Raw genomic sequence first — 19,188 nt, 5'->3', positions numbered from 1 at the left:
GGTTAAGTGAGTGGTATATGATTTGTTTTCCCTTAAGCACATTGTCATTAATTCGGAACCATTAACCACACATTATGTCACAAACTCATTACTGTAATATGCAAACCACTCCAAACCGTCGCTCAGAACACCCCCTCTTGCAGATGGAAAAAACGCATCTGCCTTTTGGGATCTATAAACTGGAAAGTGATGCCGCTAACAGCCATCTTATGAGTAATGTACCTCATCAGCATAACAGTTTCGAGCTGATATGGGTATCGGAAGGAAATGGTCATTATTGGATAGATAATGAGCAATATGAAGCAGGCCCCAACCAGGTATACTGTCTTACCCCGGGACAGGTCCACCAGTTTAAGCCTGAAAAGAACATAAAAGGTTACGTTATCACCTTCAGCCAGGAATTCCTGCTCATGCCGAAGGAGAATGCATCGCTTATCTTTCATTCCAACTCCTTTCATCAGCTGGCGGGTACAACAGTGATCTGCTTGAATGAAGATGTGAGAACAGAAATGGAAGACCTGGTGGTGAAAATGCTGAAGGAGTTCGACAACTTTTTCCTCCTGCGGTCGGAAATACTGAGGGGCTTACTGAATATTTTTATGATCTACCTTACCCGTCAGTACAAGCCTGCCGCCCAACCTCCCGCAAAGCAGGGTAACAGGAGCCTTGTCAACAGGTTCTTTTCAATTGTCGAAGAGAAATATATGGTCTACAAACTGGTGGCAGATTATGCTGATGAATTGGCGGTTACACCTAATCATCTCAATGAGATGGTGAAGAAAGTATCCGGATTTCCGGCAAGTCATCATATCCGTCAGCGTGTAGTATTGGAAGCCAAAAGACAGGCTACCTATTCCGGCTCAAGTATGAAGGAGATTGCCTATAGTCTCGGCTTTGATGATATCGCACACTTCAGTAAGTTCTTTAAGAACTTTTCCGGCAGAAGTTTTACAGACTATAAGAAGGACGCTATGCAGCAGTACCTGTGTATATAAACAACGTAAAGAAGCATTATGAAATGGTAATACTACTTATTGAAGAGGGTGTCTCCGTTACTATTGAAGACACCCTCTGTTAAAACAGGACGGATAGAGTGCTACAGCTGGCTGAGTAACTGTTTCAGCGCGTTTATGCCGCCCTGGTTGTCCGGGTTTAACGCAATGGACTTCTCATACATAAGGATGGCTTCCTGTTTCTTGCCTGCCTTCGACAGCGCTTCTGCATAACTGTCGTAAGTATTATAACTATCAGGAAAAAGCAGCATATTGATCTTAAAGGTTTCTATAGCAAACTGAAGATGATCAGGGAATGAAGAGAAATAAAGAAACTCATATCCCAGCTGATTCATTTCGCGCTCGCTGAAATAATATTTACTGGTATCGCTTTTCAAGGAGGTAAGACAACTGATAGCATTATCCACACCATATTGCACCATTGTATGGGCAAACAATCTGACAAGAGATGTTTTTATTTGCAGCAGCATAGGCGGCTGATCATTCAGGATATAGAATGCAGATGTAACAATTTTACCGAAGGCGGGTCCTGCAACATTATCAAACCCGATGATGGTCTGTTTCCTGTCGATGTTCCTGAAATAGAAAGTAGCCAGGCCAAACATAAAACCGCCATGTCCTACTGACTTCCCGAATCCAGGTTGTTCGAAAATCTCCCAACCCAGGCCATAACTGCCTTTGCCTTCTCCCAGCATAGTATCCATATGCTCCCAGTAAGTGTCGCCATTATTCAGCCGAACTGGCGTCAGCGCTTCTTCTATAGAAGTGCGACTTAATAATTTGCCCCCGAAGAAAGCAAGGTCAAACCGTTGCAGATCGCTGGTGGTGGTGATGATATTGGATGCACCTGTTGGCGCACTATTATTATAGCTGGTATAACGGTATCGTTTCACCTGGAAAACAGGTGAATATGCTGTGTCGTAATACGCTGCTATCACATGAGGTGTGGCTATTCTCGGTTGTGATTGCTGGAAGGAGGTCTTTGAACAATAGGTCAGCAACATCCTCGCTGGCTGAAAAATATATTGCTGTAGATAGTCACTGAATGACAGACCACTGAGCTTTTCTACGAGCATCGCCAGCAGGCAGTAATTCGTATTGCAATAGCTGTATTTATCTCCGGGGTTGAAATAGAGCGGTTTGTTTTCTTTTATCAATGTCGGAATGATGATATCGTTTGTAACGATCGTATCCGGAAACTGTTTTACAAGCGGCTCATACAATTCAAGATCAGGCAGGCCGGAAGTATGTGTCAGCAAATGCCTGATCGTAATATCAGGATAAGGGAACTGAGGAAAATAATGCTGAAAGGTATCTTCCAGTTGTACCTTTCCTTTTTCTCTTAATTGCAGAATAGCCGTTGATGTAAAGATTTTAGATATAGAGGTAAGATTATAACGTACGTTGATATCATTTTCACTGGCAGATGGAAAGTCTGCGTAACCGAAGGATCTTTGATAGATGGTCCGTCCGTTCTCAGCCAGCAGTATATTCCCGTTCATGCTTTCCGTCTGCCGGATATTGTTGAAGTAGATGTTTAATTTCCCGAGCCTGTTCTGTGCTGTTGAAAATAATCCGCTCAGCATGACGGCTGAGAGGAAAAATATGCGTCTCATAGTGGTAGTTGATTTGACCGCAATACTAAGGAAGAACAGGATGCGGAGGGGGCAAATGTGACGAAACACAAGAGATAAGTGATAAAGCAGGAAAGCCCTCTGCAGGGGCAGAAGGCTTTCGTTTTTCATCTCTTACTGGGGAAGGCTGTCTTTTCGCCAGGTACTGTCTTTTTTCATTTTGCTCTTCATCTTCATCTTATGTCTTGAGGTATCAGAACGGGGTGTGGTGTCCTGTCTGAAATGATCGTTATAAGTTGTGTATGCTTCATTCGAAGTAGCTTTGGCTGCAAAGGATGGGCCAGGCATACTCTGGAAATAAACAAACACACCGGATACGAGCAGAAAACCGAGTGTTACAAGATGCTTTTTCATGACTAAGGTTTTTTAAAAAAGAGAAGTTAATAACCTTACTTATCCGCTAAAATCCTGCTTATTTTTAGCAATTTCCTCAAGATTGTTATATACTAAACTATTATATCTCCGAATTAATTAATTATTGAAACAAAATAGTATGTTACTGTAGACTTATGGCAAAAAAGGGGGTAAATAAATATACAGGCCCGGCTTTAACTTCTATCCCGGGAAAAACAGGATAAATAGCTGATTATGAACTTAAATTCATATATTTGAAACCGACAACGCGCTTTGTCATCAATTGAAAAATCAAATTAGAACATCACACGTTTACAGAGATTATAGCCTTGATCTAAGTACCAGTAATTTATTATCAATACCCCATATTTAAACTCTACCCCGGCATGAGATACGACTCTTTACCCCAGATCGAAGCTCGTTTCAAGAGTGAAGCGGCTCCATTCCTAACGCCATTTTCCCTGCAGGTTCCGAACGAACAACTGATCCTTACGGGACAATTGTACAAACCAGACAGCAGCAATTATTTCTATCCTGATACCCATACAAAGGAGCGGATAGTATTGCATTTTACGGCCGGCAACCTGAGGTCCGACATGCAAAGTCTTACCACCCAGGGAAGGCATGTTTCTGTACCTTTTGTCATTGCCCGGGACGGTACGATCTACCAGTTATTCCCTTCGGGCAATTGGTCTGGTCATCTCGGTGCCGGCCTGGGGAATCAGGGTACAAACAATGCGCAGGATAAGGTAACCATCGGCATCGAGCTCTCAAACTATGCGTATCTCGTACCGAGGGATGGGAACCTGGAAACCATATACTCCCGTGCACCGCAGAATGGTAAACCTGGCCCCATTGATGAGTATTGTTCATTAAGTAATACAGATGCCTACCTGAAGATTGATACACCTTTCAGGGAACAATCCTATTACGCTTCCTACACGCCTGAACAAATAGAAAGCACCATCATCCTGCTCCGTTATCTGACCGCTAAGTATAACATCCCGCGCCAGTTCCTGTCCGAGGATAAAAGATATCTTACTACGGATGATGTACTGACATTCAAAGGCATCGTATCTCATATTAACTACCGTCCTTCCGGTAAATGGGACATCGGTCCTGCCTTTGACTGGGAAACAGTGATCCGCGGGGTAACGGCTACAGCGTTTACACCTGTAGGTACTGCCCGCTCACTAAACTTTGCAGCCAGGGAGTTATCTATCGGACTGACCACTGAAGGTGGTATCGCCGCACAGTTTGTTGGTGAAAGCAGTACAGAAGAGGGGGCGCCTGAAGCAACTGACAATGAGGGTTATAACCCTTTCGATTTTGAAGAAGGCACTGCAAAAGAGATCACGCCATCCAGCGGAAAAGTATATGCCCTGCTGGCTGGTATCAATGAATATGACCAGGTACGCAAACTGAGCGGCTGTCTGCATGATCTGCAACAGGTGGAAGACTACCTGAAGAACCGCACCGTATTTGATTGTAACATCAAAAAGATCACAGACTCCGAAGTAACAAGGGCCAATGTGGTGAAAGCATTTGAGGAACACCTGGGACAGGCAAAGAAAGAAGATACCGTCCTGTTCTATTTCTCAGGCCATGGTACCCAGGAAGACGCTGCGCCGACGTGGGACGAAACAGACGGTAAGCTGGAATGTATCGTGTGTTATGATGGGGGTACCAGTAAGGCTGCCGAGTTCCTGCTGACAGATAAGGAGCTGCGTTATATGATCGCTAAACTGTACAACAAAACGGAAGCGCATATCGTAGTGATCTTTGACTGCTGCCATTCCGGCGATAATACACGCGGTCAGCTGATCAATGCTGCCTTCAGCAAAGACAAGGTGATCAAACGCATGATCTACGATAATACACGCTATTCAGGCGCTTTCCCGCAACGTGAATGGAATGAATTTGTGTTCTGCAATGAGATCAAAGAAAGCGATGTCAAGGATAAAAAGACAGATGAATTCCTGCCGGAAGGTATCCATATACAAATGGCTGCCTGCGAAAGTAACCAGTCTGCCGTTGAAGTAAATGGCGAAGGGGTATTCACCAAAAAACTACTGGGTGCACTGGATGCCTGTACCGGTAATGTTTCCTATAATGACCTGAGCAGCAGGATCAGGCAGTACCTGCGTTTCAGCTTTGAACAGACGCCGCGTATCTATGTGTCAGGCGATACCGATAGACTGTTATACACAGGCTTCCTGAACCGCAGCATCACAGACAATATTACCATTGCCGAAGCTACTTATGGTAAGAATGGCTGGCAGCTGAATATCGGTGCTATCCATGGCGTGGATAAAAATACGAAGCTCACTATCGTAAATGCTGCTAACGCCAGTCAGAAATGGACTGCCAGTATAGACAGTGTGTTCATTGACTACAGCGGTATCACCATTGATGGTACGCCTGATCAGGCGAAGGCACATAAGGCATTTGCAGAAGGACTGATGAGCGGTAAGATATTACTGGAGCTAAACAACAGCAATGGTAATCCTGCAGAAATGGCTGAACTGTTGGATGCCATTGAACATAAAACAGGGGGCCAGTTTGAATTCCAGTCAGGCACCACAGAGAATGGCCGTAGTGCAGACTACACCCTGCATATCAGGTCAGGCGAAGCGGTGATTACCCGGGCCAATGATCCGTATCGCCCCGTAGTACGACCGCTGGATCTGACAAAAGAGAAAGGGGATGTTGAGCTGGTGGAAACATTAAAACACATCTCTCAGTGGCACTTCATCAAGCAACTGCAAAACAGCACTATTCCGGAAGGCTTCCCTGAAAAGCCGATACAGATCGATGTGGCCAGGATCTTCCCTGATGGCAGCAAAAAGAAGATCAATACTGATATGGGTACTGCCACCTTCGATTTTGAGCCCGGTCAGGGACTGTGGGAGGGTGCTATGGAGATAAAACTCACCAATACCACTCAGCAATCTGTATACGTAGCGGCTGTTTATCTGGGAATCCAGTTCAGCAGTTACCTGGAATACCTGCCACAATATCCCTGGTTGCTGGAACCCGGCAAAGAGCTCATTTTGGCCAGAAAGGGGAAAGACAGGATCATCATCCGCCAGGATGATTTTGTAAGGGAATATAACTGGCCATTAAGTATGGAAACGCTGAAGCTGATCGTCAGCACAGACGAGTTTAATGTAAAGGCGCTTTCCCTTGGTAGTCTGCCGGCTCCTTATGTACTGGCCGACCGTGAAAAGGGACTGGTAAGGGGTAATAGAGAGGTACCCAGAGGCGCGGTAATGGAAGAAGAAGATGTCCCTGCCGAATTCAAAGGATGGATCACCCAGACCTTATACCTCGTTTTCAATAATCCGGACTTCAACAACATAGACCGTAAGATGTTGCAGGATCTGATGGAATATGACGAAACAGCTTATTATGCTGCGGGCTTGTATTATGACCTGGTAACCGATGAAAACGGCCAGCCTACCCGCCTGAAACTGAAACCTGAGATCAAGGTGCCGGAAGGCGAAAAAGGTCTATGGGGAGACGTTGTATTATGGGCCGCCAATGCAATTGAGAGCCGTCAGCGCAGGAGATTGTACAAACGCTTAAGGGAGACAGACCGGTTAAGAATTGTAGCAGAAGGCGACTCCTGGTTCCAGTATCCCATCCGCGTGCTGGATACCATAGACCATCTCTACAAACTCTATGCGATCCGCAGTTTTGCTGAAGCGGGAGACACGCTGGAGAACTATATGAAGCAAAAAGAATACCTGAATCCGATCAGAGATGAGGAAGCACAGATCTTCCTGGTGAGCGGTGGCGGTAATGATATACTGGGAGAGCAGTTCCAGTACTCATTGCGTGACACACCAGCAGAAGATGATACGACGCCGGCCCGGTATCTGAACAAGACCTTCTTCGATAAACTGGACAAACTGGAAACGTGGTATACCGACATGTTCACAGAACTGCATAACAGGTATCCGAACCTGCGTATGCTGGTACACAGTTACGACTATATCATCCCGGTCGATACAGACTTATTCCCGCGCAGAACCAGCTGGCTGGGTAAATACATGATCCGGAAGAATATTCATCAGCAGACGGTAAGGGAATCCCTGATCCGCTTTATGGTAGATGAATTTAACAAGCGACTGGAAAAAGTAGCGGCGGCATTCCCGGGAGTGGTTTACTACATCAATGTAAGGGAGATCGTAGACCGTGGCAGCTGGTACGATGAGATCCATCCTACAGATGCCGGGTTCAAGCTGGTGGCCGACAAATTTGTCAATGTCATTGAGACACTGAAAGCTGATCTGAAACCATTCGCAGAAGCGCCGGCAATGTCAGCCCAGCCCTGAGAGTAACTATCCGTTCAGATATAAGAAAAGGTTGTTCGCTGTAATGGTGAACAACCTTTATTATTGCCGGCAACCGCAGTGAAAAGCATAAATAATTCGAATATACCGTTATACTTGCAGGAGAATTATTGTATCATGATTGAAGCAAATGACGTGCGTACGGGTAACCTGGTATGGTATTATGATCTGTATATGAATGAAACAGTGTTTGAGGTGGAAGGTATATTAGATGGCTTCATCTATAGTTCAACACTACCTAAAAGTAAACTGTCACTGGCCAATGTACACCCTTTGTCGCTGGATGCCGGATATCTGCACAGCTTTGGATTCGTGAGGGGAGACAGGGCGCATGGAGAAGACGAAAATGTTTTTTCCTATAAGTACAATCGTAAGGACAGCGTGTATGTGCGGGACGAAGGCTATTCCTTTCAATTCCTGGCTGCGGCACCAGGACAACTGATACCCTATGGACAGCCAGTGGTGCATGTACACCAGTTACAGAACCTGTTTTATTGCCTGACGGGACAGGAACTGTAAGAGAAAGGGATCCCTTCTTACAAGACATCCCTTTCTTTTAATTCTTTCTACCGGAGAGAGTACCATTGTTTACGTGAAAGCAGTAGCAGCTATTTGCTGGTGGCTCATGGATGAGGGCCCATACAAACGATTTGTACACCGTTGAAAGTACCTTTCAGGGTGACTATCTTCTCAGCGCCTGACTCGATATCATTTCTGCCTGTGAACTCAAAATGACCAGAGATAAAGGCTTTTACGTCATCAAACCTGATCTCTGTCAGCGTGAAAGTACCTTTCTCCGCATTGCAGGAAACATCCTTGCCAGCAGCATCCGCCTCAGTTTCTGCTGCTTCATCCTTCGGATAGTTCAGGAACTGTGCAAAGTTGCCGGATTCTTCGTTGCCGGCTGATTGATCCAACGAAATAGTAACGGGCTTGAATTCGCCGATTTTCTTCAGATCAAATTTGATGGATAATGTCCTGTTTCCATCGCGTAATGTACATTCGAGGCTCATGATAGCCATTTTACTGGTACCAATAGTGGCATTGCCCCTGATGTCCTGCGAAGAGACCACGGAACCACTCTTTTCAATGTTAAATGTACCCGGATTGAGCCCTTTTTTCTGCGCCAGTACAGTCGTGGAGCCCGTACAGAAAGTGATAACAGCACTTGTTATCAGTGATAGCATTTTAGTTTTCATGTAGGTTCGGTTAGGGATAGCTGATTAAGTATAACGTCGAAAGATAAAGAAAAAATTCAAATTAGTATCCTATCCGCTGTTACCAGGCGGCTATTTTATAGCAACGGTCTTGGCGGGGACCTGAACGGTAGGTCAAATGGTGATGACTATTAAATAGAGGTGTTGATACTGAGTGATTTAAGCGTCTGCATGGCCTTGTCCGCATCTCCTGCGGCCACAAAAATATGATCATGGTACCAGGCCGCTATTACATTACAACTGATCCCTGCTTTGGCAAGAGCAGTAGAGAAGGCTGCCGTGAGCCCCACCGCTTCCAGTGATGAATGTATGGTGAGCGTGATCCAGGCAGCAGTGTAGGTATAAGGCAGCTGCAAACGATCTGCAGTTTCCCTGGCCAGTATCAGGGTGATTCCTTCCTCTTCCCGGAAGGTGCCAATGACCTCCTGCAGATCTATCTGTCCAGGATTGTCCACTGTGCAGAAAACATATTCCCCCTCATGCAGTTGAGGCGTCATGTGTTTCAGTAAGGTAGAAATATCTGTGATGCCGCTCATATTTGTAAATATACAACCCAAAGACATTCCAGCCCCCCGGGTCGCTCAAAAGATGTAACACATATGTTAGATGGGGGCTTTACTGCATGATAAACAGCCCCCATCTTTTTAGTGGATAAAGGAAACCTTTACGATCTTATCATTTTCAACGGTATAAACCGCCACCGCCTCCATGGGCTTTTCTCCTACACCGGTTACTCTTTCATGATCTATTACGGTATTGCCCATCACGATCCTGTTCACCAACTGGCAGTGTAATTCCTTTGCCTTCTCAAACATCGCAGCATATCGCTGCCGCATCTGTTCTTTCCCCTGCATCAGTAATTTACCGCTGGCCTGATCATAAATGGAAGTACTATCGCTGTAAGGCGCCAGGAAGGCGTCAATATTCCGGGCGTTATAACCATTCAGTTGTTGCTGCACCAGTATTGCCGGTGTGGGTGTCAGCAGTTCCTTTGCCTGTAATTGTACGCCACGGTGTATGATGGTCTGTATATCTGCCAGCGCGTTCAGGTCCTGCGTAGGATCTTTTTCCAGCAGCAGCAGATCCGCGATCTTTCCCTTTTCTATACTGCCGTAATCTTTGTCCTTACCGAAGCCTTTTGCTGCATTGATAGTGGCGGAACGGATGATCTCCCGGTTACTCAATCCCGATTGTTGCATGGCCTGTAGTTCGGTGAAAAAGGAGGAAGCATGCAGGGTGCCGATATTACCCGCATCAGTGCCTGCCACCACATTAATACCTGCCTGTTCTGCGAGCCGCAGGTTGGTATGCATCACCGTATCTTCTTTTGAAGGAATGATGTGGCGTGTACGTAGTGTTTTATACTCAAAACCAGCAACGCTTTTGTCAATATGCTGCAGGTCAGTCAATGTGCCCAGCATGAATGGATCTCCATATTTCAGATCATGCATAGGGAAATCAAACTGCTGCGTAAACGCCCTTTTATAACCATGCATCACGGTGAGGGTGGGGATATACACCGTATGTTTATTCTTCAGTAATTGAAGCATATCATCGTCCAGTTCTTTATCATCCACACTATGCACGAGGATGTCTGCTCCTGCTGTAACAGCCAGTTTAGCCGTTTCATACTCTGTCGCATGTACTGCTACTTTTAGTCCGTGCGCATGACTTTCTTCTATAGTCGCCTTGACAATCTGTAAAGTACTTTCAGCCGGCATACCGGGCAACACGATGTACCAGATCTTAATGAAATCAGGTTTATAGGGCAATTGTTTTTTTACCAGTTCACGGGCTTCTTCCGGTGTGGTCACTTTCACAATGGGAGGATCTTTTTTATCCAGGTTAGGCGGAAGATAAGTAGATATCAGCGGACCTGTTACCCAGGCATTAGTCGCCCGTGGATCGGCATTCACTTTATCGCGGATAGTAAAGTTGCTGAATGGCCCTCCCACATCTACTACAGTGGTAATGCCACATGCCAGGTAGCGGGCCATCAGATCACTTAGGTGTTCTTTTGCCCACAGCTGGTCCTTTTCATAAGGATATACCGCCTGCAGGTTCAGTCCATCGGGACGGGTATACAGACCACCGGTCTGGAAGAAGTGGATATGTGCATCTGTCATACCGGGCATCACGTACTTCCCTGTAGCATCTATGATAGTCGCACCGGCAGGTACTTTCAGTTTCTTCGAAGGCCCGGTAGCCAGTATACGGTCATGCTCAATGATGATGGTCTGATCTGCCAGTGTTTTACTGCTGCTGACATCTATCAGGTTAGCGTGTGTGATACATAGGGTAGAGGACGCATTGTTAACAGGTGATGTAGTGGTAGATTGTGTGTAACCCGGCAGTGCATATATGACGAGTGCAACTGCCCATAACAACGGAAATTTTTTCATCGGGTTAGATTTGGTTGGTGCTAAGGTAGCAGATTTTACTTTCTTTATATATATTAGCCTGATGAATCAGGAGTTGAAAGTCCCTATACAGCGTCCCTTTGTCCTATCTGGTGGTGGCGCCCGTGGTTATGCCCATATTGGTGTTTTAAAAGCGTTTGCAGAGCAGCAGATCTTTCCCGAAGCGATTGCCGCTACCAGTGCCGGCTCTATAGCCGCAGCCTTTATCTGTGATGGTTACACTACAGATGAGGTCAGAGAGATCTTTTTACAAACAAAGATGGGGCTGACGGTCGATTGGAAGCACCTGAAAACAGGATTCCTGTCACTGAAGCTCCTGGAAAAGGTGTTGACGCAAACTTTGCGACATACTACATTTGAATCATTACCCATTCCTTTATATGTTACTGCGACAAACTTTTCCACAGGGCAGCAGACTATTTTTGACAAAGGACCGCTGATACCCGCTATCCTGGCAGCTTCGAGCATCCCGATGTTATTCGCGCCGGTAATGATTGATGGTGTACCCTATGTAGATGGAGGTATTTCCGGAAACCTGCCGCTGGAACCGCTGATAGGGAGATATAAATCTATTATCGGTGTACACGTCAATCCGCTCACGCCTTACAATCCTGCAAACGGCATACGGGCCAACATAGAGAGGACCCTGCATATGGCTATTCATGAGCCGGTGTTGAAGAACAAGCTGCTGTGCAGTCGCTTTATTGAGCCAGCGGAATTAGGAAAGTTCGGTATGTTCGATTTTAAACGTTTCGATGCTATTTATACTGTAGGGCTGGAATATACCCGTCAGGTACTGCAGGACAGCCCCGAGCCGGTTGAAGCATAAGGTGCTGTTTGTCATTCAATAATGTGAGTGGTTAAGCATAACCGGGTGCAGACGTACGAAAACCGCATTTATTGCGTTTAATTCCCTGAGATCACTGTTCATCTGCCTCCTATGTAAACCCACTCACAAAATGAGACATTCGCTAAATTATTCCATGATTATTGGTACCCTTGGTATCTTTTTAATGTCTGCCTGTAGCAAATCTGACCTTGTAACTCCCGATCAGCCTAAGGGAGACCTTAATGAAACAGCCCGCGTTGCGGGAAACGTCACTGCAGCCGCAACTACGCCCGTAGGTACCGTCATCTACACCAGTAATGGTTACAAAGTGACCATCACTAACAAGGACGCTACCTTTGACGATGCTGTACGTCAGAAATTTGTAGATATCTTTTTCAGCGTTTATCCGCAGCTGGTGACCAAGTTCAATACCGGCGCCGTTAAAGCAGTTACTTTTGTAATAGACCCTGCTTACAGTGGTGTGGCGGCCACCTCCGGTACCACTATTACCTACAGTTCCGCATGGTTCCATAGCCATCCGCAGGATGTAGATGTTGTAACGCATGAAATCATGCACGTGGTACAGGCTTATACTGGTGGCGCTCCCGGTTGGCTGACTGAGGGTATTGCCGATTATGTCCGTTATAAGTATGGTGTGAATAACGGTCCTGCGGGATGGTCATTGCCTAACTGGTCGTCTTCCCAGTCGTATACTGATGCCTACCGTGTTACCGCACGTTTCCTGGCCTGGCTGGAACTGCATGTACGCACTTCGATCGTAACAGATCTGAATACGGCGTTACGTAATAAAACTTACACAGCCAATACCTGGGTAAGCCTGACCACTAAAACAGTGGACCAACTGTGGGCAGATTATTCTGCTAATCCTGCATTGTAGCAGCTCATTCACTACTCCGTAGCATTGCCATAATTGAATAATAACCAGGAGGGGATGAATGGGATCTGCATCTGCAATGCTATACAATATCCCGGCTATACCGATGGCCGGGATATTTTTTATCAGTCAAAAAAAGGATCGGGTGCCCTTCTGTCAATATGAAAGGCCTGGTCCAGATAATAAAGTACGGTTTCCGGCGCTTTGGCCGTACGTACCAGCTCTCTCAGCGGGGTGACTATCTTCGGATATTCATCAATAAATTCCAACCCTTCCACGGGTACTAAATGAAACGATTGCATCAGCAACCGGAATCGTTCCAGCTCCGCGCCCCAGTACCGGATATATTTACTTTCACTGATGTTCAATTCTATGAGTATATCTTTTACCTGAAAGAGCAGACCGGCTTCCAGCTGACACTCCTGCGTAAGTTCCTCTCTGTATTTTTCCAGTTCCTTCAGTACGAATTGTTTTTGCAGCAGTGGAGTGGTCACTGATTCTTCCTCATACATACCATACACGCAGCTTACCTTATCCGGCAGGGTAGCTGCCAGTGCCTGGAATAAAGCCCATAAACGGCTGTTATTGATATTGATCATGGCCTGGAAGCGATAGGGTATGCGGGGATTCTCATTCAGTGTAAGCGTATACCCTTCTACGATCTTCGCCTTCCTTCTCTTGAAAAGGATCTCATCGATGTCCGGCCGGTAATCTATTTCCTCATCCGAGGGAATGCGTACGGTAATAGGCAGTTCTAGCATGCTGTAAAGATAAGGGATGCAGCACATGCGGAAGCAGGCAAATAGCAGAATTCCCGGGCGTTTTCCCATTGCAGCAGGATCTGCAGCTTTAGGCATGGTTCATGATAAATACTAGTATGAAACATCAGGAAAGACCGTATCAACGCATTGAGAATTATGGTATTATCGGCAACCTGGAGACAGTTGCCCTGGTTTCTCTGACGGGGTCTATTGACTTCATGTGTTTTCCCCGTTTCGATTCTCCCACTATCTTTGCCGCGCTGCTGGATTCCACTAAAGGTGGGTACTTCTCCGTCGAGCCGGAGATGCAGGGCTATACCTCCAAACAACTATATATACCCGGTACAGCGATTCTGCTGACCCGTTATTTCTCAGATTCGGGTATTGCTGAGTTGACAGACTATATGCCCATTGCTGATGTAGAAAAGGAAACGGACTGCACGATCGTCCGCAAGATCAAAACCATCCGGGGAAATATCACTTTTAAAGTGAATTGTGTGCCCCGATTTGACTATGCTTTGGCCAAACATGAGGCGGTACTGAAGAAGCGGAAGAATGAGATCATTTTTACTCCTATTAACGACGGGGATGTACAACTCCGGCTGATAGCAGATATCCCCTTACGCCTGAAACATAAGAATGGATATGCGGAATTTACCCTCCGGGAATCGGAAGTGGCCAGTATTGTCCTGCAGGCAGTTAAAAAGGGCAATACGGAGCCATTAGCCGGCATTGAATATTATACGGATATCTACCAGGATACGATCGTTAAATGGCGGCAATGGGTAGGCAAATCGACTTATAAGGGACATTATGGGGAGTTGATACAACGGTCGGCCATTACACTGAAATTACTGACTTCGATCAAGTTCGGTTCCGTTGTGGCGGCGCCCACTTTCGGCATCCCTGAGACCCTGGCCGGCAACCGTAACTGGGACTACCGGTTTAACTGGATAAGGGATGCTGCTTTCACCATGTATGCCTTCCTGAAACTGGGCTTTTATGATGAAGCAACGGCTTTTATGAACTGGATATTTAACCTGTGTACCGAAAACCAACTGCAATTGTTGTACAATATTGATGGCGGCAAGGCAGGGAACGAGCAGGAGCTGAAGCACCTGGACGGATATAAGGGCGCGAAGCCTGTACGTATTGGCAACGCCGCTGCCGGTCAACGGCAGACAGACATTTACGGAGAACTGATTGACACGATCTACATCTACAATAAGTCTTACGAGCCTATTACCTTTGAATTCTGGGCCCTGATCAGGAAACAGGTGGAATGTGTGATCGCTGACTGGAAAGCCCCCGATCATGGCATATGGGAAATCAGGAACGAAAAACGGGAATTCCTGCATTCGCGCTTAATGTGCTGGGTAGCGATGGACAGGGCTATTAAAATAGCACAGCATCGCTCATTCCCTTATCCGGAAACAGAGTGGCAGACTGTTCGCGATGAAATCTATAATGACATCTTCCATCACTTCTGGAACGAAGAACTCGGGGCATGGGTACAATACAAAGGCGCCAAAGCAGTAGATGCCAGCGCGCTGCTGATGCCATTGACCCACTTCGTTACCCCGTTGGAACCAAGATGGCTTTCTACCATGAAGGTGATAGACCGGGACCTGCGCCTGGATGTACTCATTTACCGTTACCGGAATCACCTGGAAAGGATCGACGGACTGGATGGAGAAGAAGGTACTTTCAATATGTGCTCATTCTGGTATATAGAAGCCCTTGCCAAATGTGGAGAACTGGAGCTGGCAATAGAAAGTTTTGAAAAGATGATCGGGTATGCCAATCACCTGGGGCTTTTCAGTGAAGAGCTGGGAAAGAAGGGGGAGCACCTGGGGAACTTTCCCCAGGCATTCACACACCTCGCTTTAATTAGTGCTGCCGTTGAGCTCAATAAACAATTGAGTCGTATATAAAGCTATTTTCCCGAAGGAAAGATGGGAAACAGCAAATTCGTATTGCTGATAAATGCGATCCGTTTACTGTCGGGCGACCATGAAGGCGTATTGATCGTACCTTGTCCGCCGTACAGATAAGCAATCACTTTGGGCGCGCCACCAGCTGCAGGCATCAGCCGTAAATAAACATGTTTATAGAAAGGATGATCTGAAGGATCTACTTCTTCTTTCAGGAAGGAAATGAATACGATCCATTTGCCATCCGGAGAAACATGTGGGAACCAGTTATTGAAACCATCGTCAGTGATCTGTGTCTGCTGAGAACCGTCGGCCTTCATCCGCCATAGCTGCATCAGTCCACTGCGCATGGAGTTGAAGTAAATGTATTTGCCATCCGGTGTATATTCAGGACCATCGTCCAGTCCGGGCGCCATAGTTAATCTGACCTCCTCTCCACCGGCAGCTGGTACCCGGTAAATATCGAACTCACGATCACGCTGTCCGGTAAACACCAGGAACTTTCCATCGGGCGACCATCCATGCATATAAGAGGGCCCTACCTTGTTGATACGTATAGGAGTGCCTCCTGTGCGCGGTACCACATAGCCTATTGAAGCGCCTTTTTCCCCATCACCACTGCTGATGGCCAGCATTTTTCCATCAAAGGATAATACATGATCGTTGTTGTTCTTTTTCGCCTCTCCGGTATTGATCAGGGAAGGGGTTTTCTTCTCCAGGTCAAACTGGTAGAGTAATCCGTCGGCATTGTAGATCAGTGATCTGCCATCCTTATTCCAGTTAGGCGCTTGTATGGAACCGGGCGTCTGGTAAACAATGGTACTGTGCCGGGTAGCGATATCCAGTATTTCAAGCATACTGCCAATATACTGGCGGTAGGGCACTAAGTTGTCCGGAGCAGGTACTGTGATACGTACATTGCTGAATACAGCTTTCTCCACAACATCAGGATTGTGTGAGCAGACGAACATTCCTGCGTATACTTCATCTCCTAATGCAAGATTATCCAGTTTTTCACTGACGAATGTTTGTCCGTTGCGCGCTACGGATAAGGTGAACGTATTACCCTTCCGTTCCAGCTGCACCACATCTGCCGCAGTCAGTGTTGATTTTATTTCTTCTGTATTCGCACCGGTAGTACGTCTGAATTGCAGGGAGGTTAAGCCATCTCCGTGTACAACGCCATTCACGTGGGTACTACTGGTGTCCAGTGAGCTGCGTATCATCAGGCCCCATTTGCGGTGCGCTTCTTTTCCCTTACCAATGAAATGAGCATTTGTACGGAGAATGAAATCACCTTTCATCTTTTTCCATACGAAGTGAAATTCATCACTGCCGAACCAGATATTCGTACCGGCACCGCTGATGGTGTATTGTTGTGTCTTAGGGTCGTATTGTGTAGTGCCGGAATGTTTCACCTTTCCGACATCTGTTTGTTCGTCGAAGATACCCAGGGTCTGTGCAGAGAGCCTGGCGAACTGGCTGAATGCCAGCAGGCTAATGGTGAATAACAGCAATTTCTTACCCATATGTAATAGTATAACGTGATCAACAGGAGGCAGGCTTGCCGTGGAATTTTATCTAATTTACAGATGTTTCCCCGGGAATGAAAGCCTTCTGCCAGCAGCAAACGCTATTAATTTACATAGTAAGTATCAGCGCACTCAATCTCCTCTTTCTATTGGTGTTATCCGCAGTTCAAGCTTTTCATTATCCCGTATTACATTGATATACTGGAACTGACCTATTTTATCGGAAGTCATCATTTTAAAGAACTGGTCGGCTGTTTCCACCGGCTGATCATTGAACTGATAAATGATGTCTCCGTTCAGGATGCCGGCTTTTGCTGCAGGACTGTTCCGTTCCACTTTGGAGATAAACAATGCCTGTTTGTTTTTCAGCTGATGAATAGCACGTAATCTGGGTACGAGATCGATCTGTTGCATGGCAACACCGACATAGGCCCTTTTGACTTTACCGTAACGGATCAGCTGGTTGGCAATAGCCTTGGCGGTATTGATGCTGATGGCAAAACAAAGGCCTTGTGCGCCTCTGATAACGGCGGTATTCACACCAATGACTTCGCCCTTACTATTAATGAGTGGTCCTCCGGAATTACCGGGGTTCAGCGCAGCGTCTGTCTGTATCATGGCATCCATCATCATACCGTCCTGTCCCTGTAATGATCTGCCCAAAGCACTGATCACACCTGCGGTAACGGTATGCTGGAATCCCAGGGGATTACCGATGGCGATCACCATCTGTCCGATCTTCAGTTCATCGGAGTCGCCCAGTTTCACGGGAGAAAATTCCCGGGCATCAATCTTCAGAAGCGCCAGGTCCGTAGCAGGATCCTGGCCGGCCAGGCTGGCGGGGTATACGCGACCGTCCTGCAGCATCACTTTCAGGCTTGTGGCGCCATTTACGACGTGACTGTTAGTGAACAGATACCCATCGGAAGAGAAGAGGAATCCGGAGCCTGTTCCGGACACCGATTCCTGGTTATTGCTGGCATTCAGTCGTTCTATCTTGACCACTGCCGGACTGGCTTTTTCGACAGCGTCAATGATCATTTGAGAATATGCATCCATCATTTAAAATTGTATCGATTTTTTTAGATGCATCAAATACCTTACCTCATATGAATCGGGACAGAACGGCAGGAACAGCTGGGTTTAATCTGTCAGAAAGGTGGCTGGCTGTCAGTCTGGCCATTAAAACGTACTTCTGAATCTTTTTCTGTATTGGGAAGGTGTTACCTCCATGGTTCTAAGAAATACTTTCCGCATATTTTCTGCATTACCGAATCCTGTTTGCACCGCTATTTCGTCCTGCGTCAGTTTCTTTTCTGTCAGGCTCCTGCAGGCCTGTTCCAGGCGTAGTTTTTCAACATACCTGGCCGGCGTGATCTTCAATTCCTGTACAAATATCCGCGCGAAATTGCGGGGGCTCATGGTTGCCTGCTGCGCCAATCGTTCCACAGTGATCTCTTCATGCAGGTGCTTGTGCAGCCAGCTAAGCGCCGCCTTTACAGGTTCATAGTCTGTTTCCTGTGCTTCCAGCATGGTACTGTATTGCGACTGGTTACCGGGCCGTTTGAGGAAGAGTACCATCTGCCGGGCAATATCCAGGGCAAAAGATCTGCCCATATCTTCTTCCACCAGCGCCAGGGCCATGTCCATACCAGTGGTGACACCGGCAGAGGTATAAATGTTGCCATCCTTTACAAAGACGGGCGTGTTTTCAACCTTGATCTCAGGGAACATATCCGCCAGGCGTTGACAAAGCCGCCAGTGTGTGGTGGCGCGTTTTCCGTCAAGCACTCCCGCTTGTGCCAGCATAAAAGTGCCGGAGCATACAGAGCATATTCTGCGTACCTGTTTTGCCTGTGCGGCTATCCATGGCAATAACAGTGCATCCAGTGGCTGATTCTCATCCGCAGGGATACCGGAAAGAATAAGTGTATCGATGGGATAATCTACTTCATGAAAAGTAGACTCGCAGAGAATCGGCAAAAAAGAAGAAGTAATGACCTGGCGGGTCTGCTCGCCAGATACAGTATGTACGATGTAACGGATATCCTGCTCCTCACGTTGAGCCAATATAGCGGCCCTGTTAAAAACTTCCAGTGGTCCGGCCATATCCATCAGTGCGGAATTGGACGGTACCAGGATAACGATGTGTTTCTCTTCCTTAGACATAGTTAAGATGCAATGAGTAATTCCTGCATTGGCAGGAATTACCTGTTTTTTGTCCTCCTGTACAAAATGCGC

Annotated in this window: 15 protein-coding genes; 6 read left to right on the top strand and 9 right to left on the bottom strand. The window is 46.6% G+C overall.

Translation table 11 applies throughout. The features are described 5' to 3' along the window. Positions 1-74 precede the first annotated feature (74 nt). Complete coding sequence (locus tag CLV42_RS28675) at positions 75-995, top strand: AraC family transcriptional regulator (RefSeq protein WP_106605374.1); 921 nt, start codon at positions 75-77, stop codon at positions 993-995. Positions 996-1,096: 101 nt separating this feature from the next. Here the strand turns inward: CLV42_RS28675 and CLV42_RS28670 are convergent, their stop codons facing one another. Next, the gene (locus CLV42_RS28670; protein WP_170117686.1) at positions 1,097-2,629 is read right to left on the bottom strand and encodes a serine hydrolase domain-containing protein; all 1,533 of its coding nucleotides are present in this window, start codon (positions 2,627-2,629) and stop codon (positions 1,097-1,099) included. Positions 2,630-2,761: 132 nt separating this feature from the next. Next, entirely contained in the window at positions 2,762-3,001 is a 240-nt protein-coding gene (locus CLV42_RS28665; RefSeq protein WP_106605372.1) for a hypothetical protein, read from the bottom strand. Positions 3,002-3,387: 386 nt separating this feature from the next. On the opposite strand from CLV42_RS28665, the gene CLV42_RS28660 reads away from it, so the two are divergent. After that, complete coding sequence (locus CLV42_RS28660) at positions 3,388-7,341, top strand: caspase family protein (RefSeq protein WP_106605371.1); 3,954 nt, start codon at positions 3,388-3,390, stop codon at positions 7,339-7,341. 135 nt (positions 7,342-7,476) lie between these two features. After that, entirely contained in the window at positions 7,477-7,878 is a 402-nt protein-coding gene (locus CLV42_RS28655) for a hypothetical protein (RefSeq protein ID WP_146154515.1), read from the top strand. A gap of 104 nt (positions 7,879-7,982) precedes the next feature. Here the strand turns inward: CLV42_RS28655 and CLV42_RS28650 are convergent, their stop codons facing one another. The 3 genes from CLV42_RS28650 to CLV42_RS28640 form a co-directional block, all read right to left on the bottom strand. Continuing rightward, on the bottom strand, positions 7,983-8,558 hold the full coding sequence (locus tag CLV42_RS28650; RefSeq protein ID WP_146154514.1) for a hypothetical protein: 576 nt from the start codon (positions 8,556-8,558) through the stop codon (positions 7,983-7,985). 149 nt (positions 8,559-8,707) lie between these two features. Continuing rightward, positions 8,708-9,112: an ACT domain-containing protein gene (locus CLV42_RS28645; protein WP_106605368.1), complete on the bottom strand. Its 405-nt coding sequence runs from the start codon at positions 9,110-9,112 to the stop codon at positions 8,708-8,710. 108 nt (positions 9,113-9,220) lie between these two features. Next, complete coding sequence (locus CLV42_RS28640; RefSeq protein WP_106605367.1) at positions 9,221-10,978, bottom strand: amidohydrolase family protein; 1,758 nt, start codon at positions 10,976-10,978, stop codon at positions 9,221-9,223. A 61-nt stretch (positions 10,979-11,039) separates the two neighbouring features. Here CLV42_RS28640 and CLV42_RS28635 point away from each other — a divergent pair, with 61 nt between their 5' ends. Together CLV42_RS28635 and CLV42_RS28630 are read left to right on the top strand one after the other, a co-directional pair. Then, entirely contained in the window at positions 11,040-11,825 is a 786-nt protein-coding gene (locus CLV42_RS28635) for a patatin-like phospholipase family protein (protein ID WP_170117685.1), read from the top strand. Positions 11,826-11,955: 130 nt separating this feature from the next. Continuing rightward, positions 11,956-12,723 (top strand): basic secretory family protein, encoded by a 768-nt coding sequence (locus CLV42_RS28630; protein WP_245901759.1) that lies wholly within the window; start codon positions 11,956-11,958, stop codon positions 12,721-12,723. A gap of 122 nt (positions 12,724-12,845) precedes the next feature. On the opposite strand, the gene CLV42_RS28625 is transcribed toward CLV42_RS28630, so the two are convergent. Then, positions 12,846-13,577, bottom strand: a complete 732-nt coding sequence (locus tag CLV42_RS28625) for a hypothetical protein (RefSeq protein WP_106605364.1) — start codon at positions 13,575-13,577, stop codon at positions 12,846-12,848. Positions 13,578-13,597: 20 nt separating this feature from the next. On the opposite strand from CLV42_RS28625, the gene CLV42_RS28620 reads away from it, so the two are divergent. After that, a complete protein-coding gene (locus CLV42_RS28620) occupies positions 13,598-15,415 on the top strand; it encodes a glycoside hydrolase family 15 protein (RefSeq protein WP_106605363.1) in 1,818 nt (605 codons plus the stop codon). Between the two features lie 2 nt (positions 15,416-15,417). Here CLV42_RS28620 and CLV42_RS28615 read toward each other — a convergent pair whose 3' ends face one another. The 3 genes from CLV42_RS28615 to CLV42_RS28605 form a co-directional block, all read right to left on the bottom strand. Continuing rightward, positions 15,418-16,944: a TolB family protein gene (locus CLV42_RS28615; RefSeq protein ID WP_106605362.1), complete on the bottom strand. Its 1,527-nt coding sequence runs from the start codon at positions 16,942-16,944 to the stop codon at positions 15,418-15,420. Positions 16,945-17,079: 135 nt separating this feature from the next. Beyond that, positions 17,080-18,009, bottom strand: coding sequence for a S1C family serine protease (locus CLV42_RS28610; protein WP_245901758.1), 930 nt, complete (start codon positions 18,007-18,009; stop codon positions 17,080-17,082). 120 nt (positions 18,010-18,129) lie between these two features. After that, positions 18,130-19,116: a GlxA family transcriptional regulator gene (locus CLV42_RS28605; protein WP_106605402.1), complete on the bottom strand. Its 987-nt coding sequence runs from the start codon at positions 19,114-19,116 to the stop codon at positions 18,130-18,132. Between the last annotated feature and the right edge of the window lie 72 nt (positions 19,117-19,188).

The organism is Chitinophaga ginsengisoli (genome assembly GCF_003014595.1).
GTDB lineage: Bacteria > Bacteroidota > Bacteroidia > Chitinophagales > Chitinophagaceae > Chitinophaga > Chitinophaga ginsengisoli.
The sequence above is the reverse complement of the archived record's forward strand: the minus strand, read 5'-3'. Positions and strand labels throughout refer to the sequence as shown.

What these genes read in the sequence shown, in the direction of transcription:
- CLV42_RS28675 (WP_106605374.1), top strand. Translation starts at nt 75, where the DNA reads ATGTCACAAACTCATTACTGTAATATGCAAACCACTCCAAACCGTCGC.
- CLV42_RS28670 (WP_170117686.1), bottom strand. Translation starts at nt 2,629, where the DNA reads ATGAGACGCATATTTTTCCTCTCAGCCGTCATGCTGAGCGGATTATTT.
- CLV42_RS28665 (WP_106605372.1), bottom strand. Translation starts at nt 3,001, where the DNA reads ATGAAAAAGCATCTTGTAACACTCGGTTTTCTGCTCGTATCCGGTGTG.
- CLV42_RS28660 (WP_106605371.1), top strand. Translation starts at nt 3,388, where the DNA reads ATGAGATACGACTCTTTACCCCAGATCGAAGCTCGTTTCAAGAGTGAA.
- CLV42_RS28655 (WP_146154515.1), top strand. Translation starts at nt 7,477, where the DNA reads ATGATTGAAGCAAATGACGTGCGTACGGGTAACCTGGTATGGTATTAT.
- CLV42_RS28650 (WP_146154514.1), bottom strand. Translation starts at nt 8,558, where the DNA reads ATGAAAACTAAAATGCTATCACTGATAACAAGTGCTGTTATCACTTTC.
- CLV42_RS28645 (WP_106605368.1), bottom strand. Translation starts at nt 9,112, where the DNA reads ATGAGCGGCATCACAGATATTTCTACCTTACTGAAACACATGACGCCT.
- CLV42_RS28640 (WP_106605367.1), bottom strand. Translation starts at nt 10,978, where the DNA reads ATGAAAAAATTTCCGTTGTTATGGGCAGTTGCACTCGTCATATATGCA.
- CLV42_RS28635 (WP_170117685.1), top strand. Translation starts at nt 11,040, where the DNA reads ATGAATCAGGAGTTGAAAGTCCCTATACAGCGTCCCTTTGTCCTATCT.
- CLV42_RS28630 (WP_245901759.1), top strand. Translation starts at nt 11,956, where the DNA reads ATGAGACATTCGCTAAATTATTCCATGATTATTGGTACCCTTGGTATC.
- CLV42_RS28625 (WP_106605364.1), bottom strand. Translation starts at nt 13,577, where the DNA reads ATGCCTAAAGCTGCAGATCCTGCTGCAATGGGAAAACGCCCGGGAATT.
- CLV42_RS28620 (WP_106605363.1), top strand. Translation starts at nt 13,598, where the DNA reads ATGAAACATCAGGAAAGACCGTATCAACGCATTGAGAATTATGGTATT.
- CLV42_RS28615 (WP_106605362.1), bottom strand. Translation starts at nt 16,944, where the DNA reads ATGGGTAAGAAATTGCTGTTATTCACCATTAGCCTGCTGGCATTCAGC.
- CLV42_RS28610 (WP_245901758.1), bottom strand. Translation starts at nt 18,009, where the DNA reads ATGATGGATGCATATTCTCAAATGATCATTGACGCTGTCGAAAAAGCC.
- CLV42_RS28605 (WP_106605402.1), bottom strand. Translation starts at nt 19,116, where the DNA reads ATGTCTAAGGAAGAGAAACACATCGTTATCCTGGTACCGTCCAATTCC.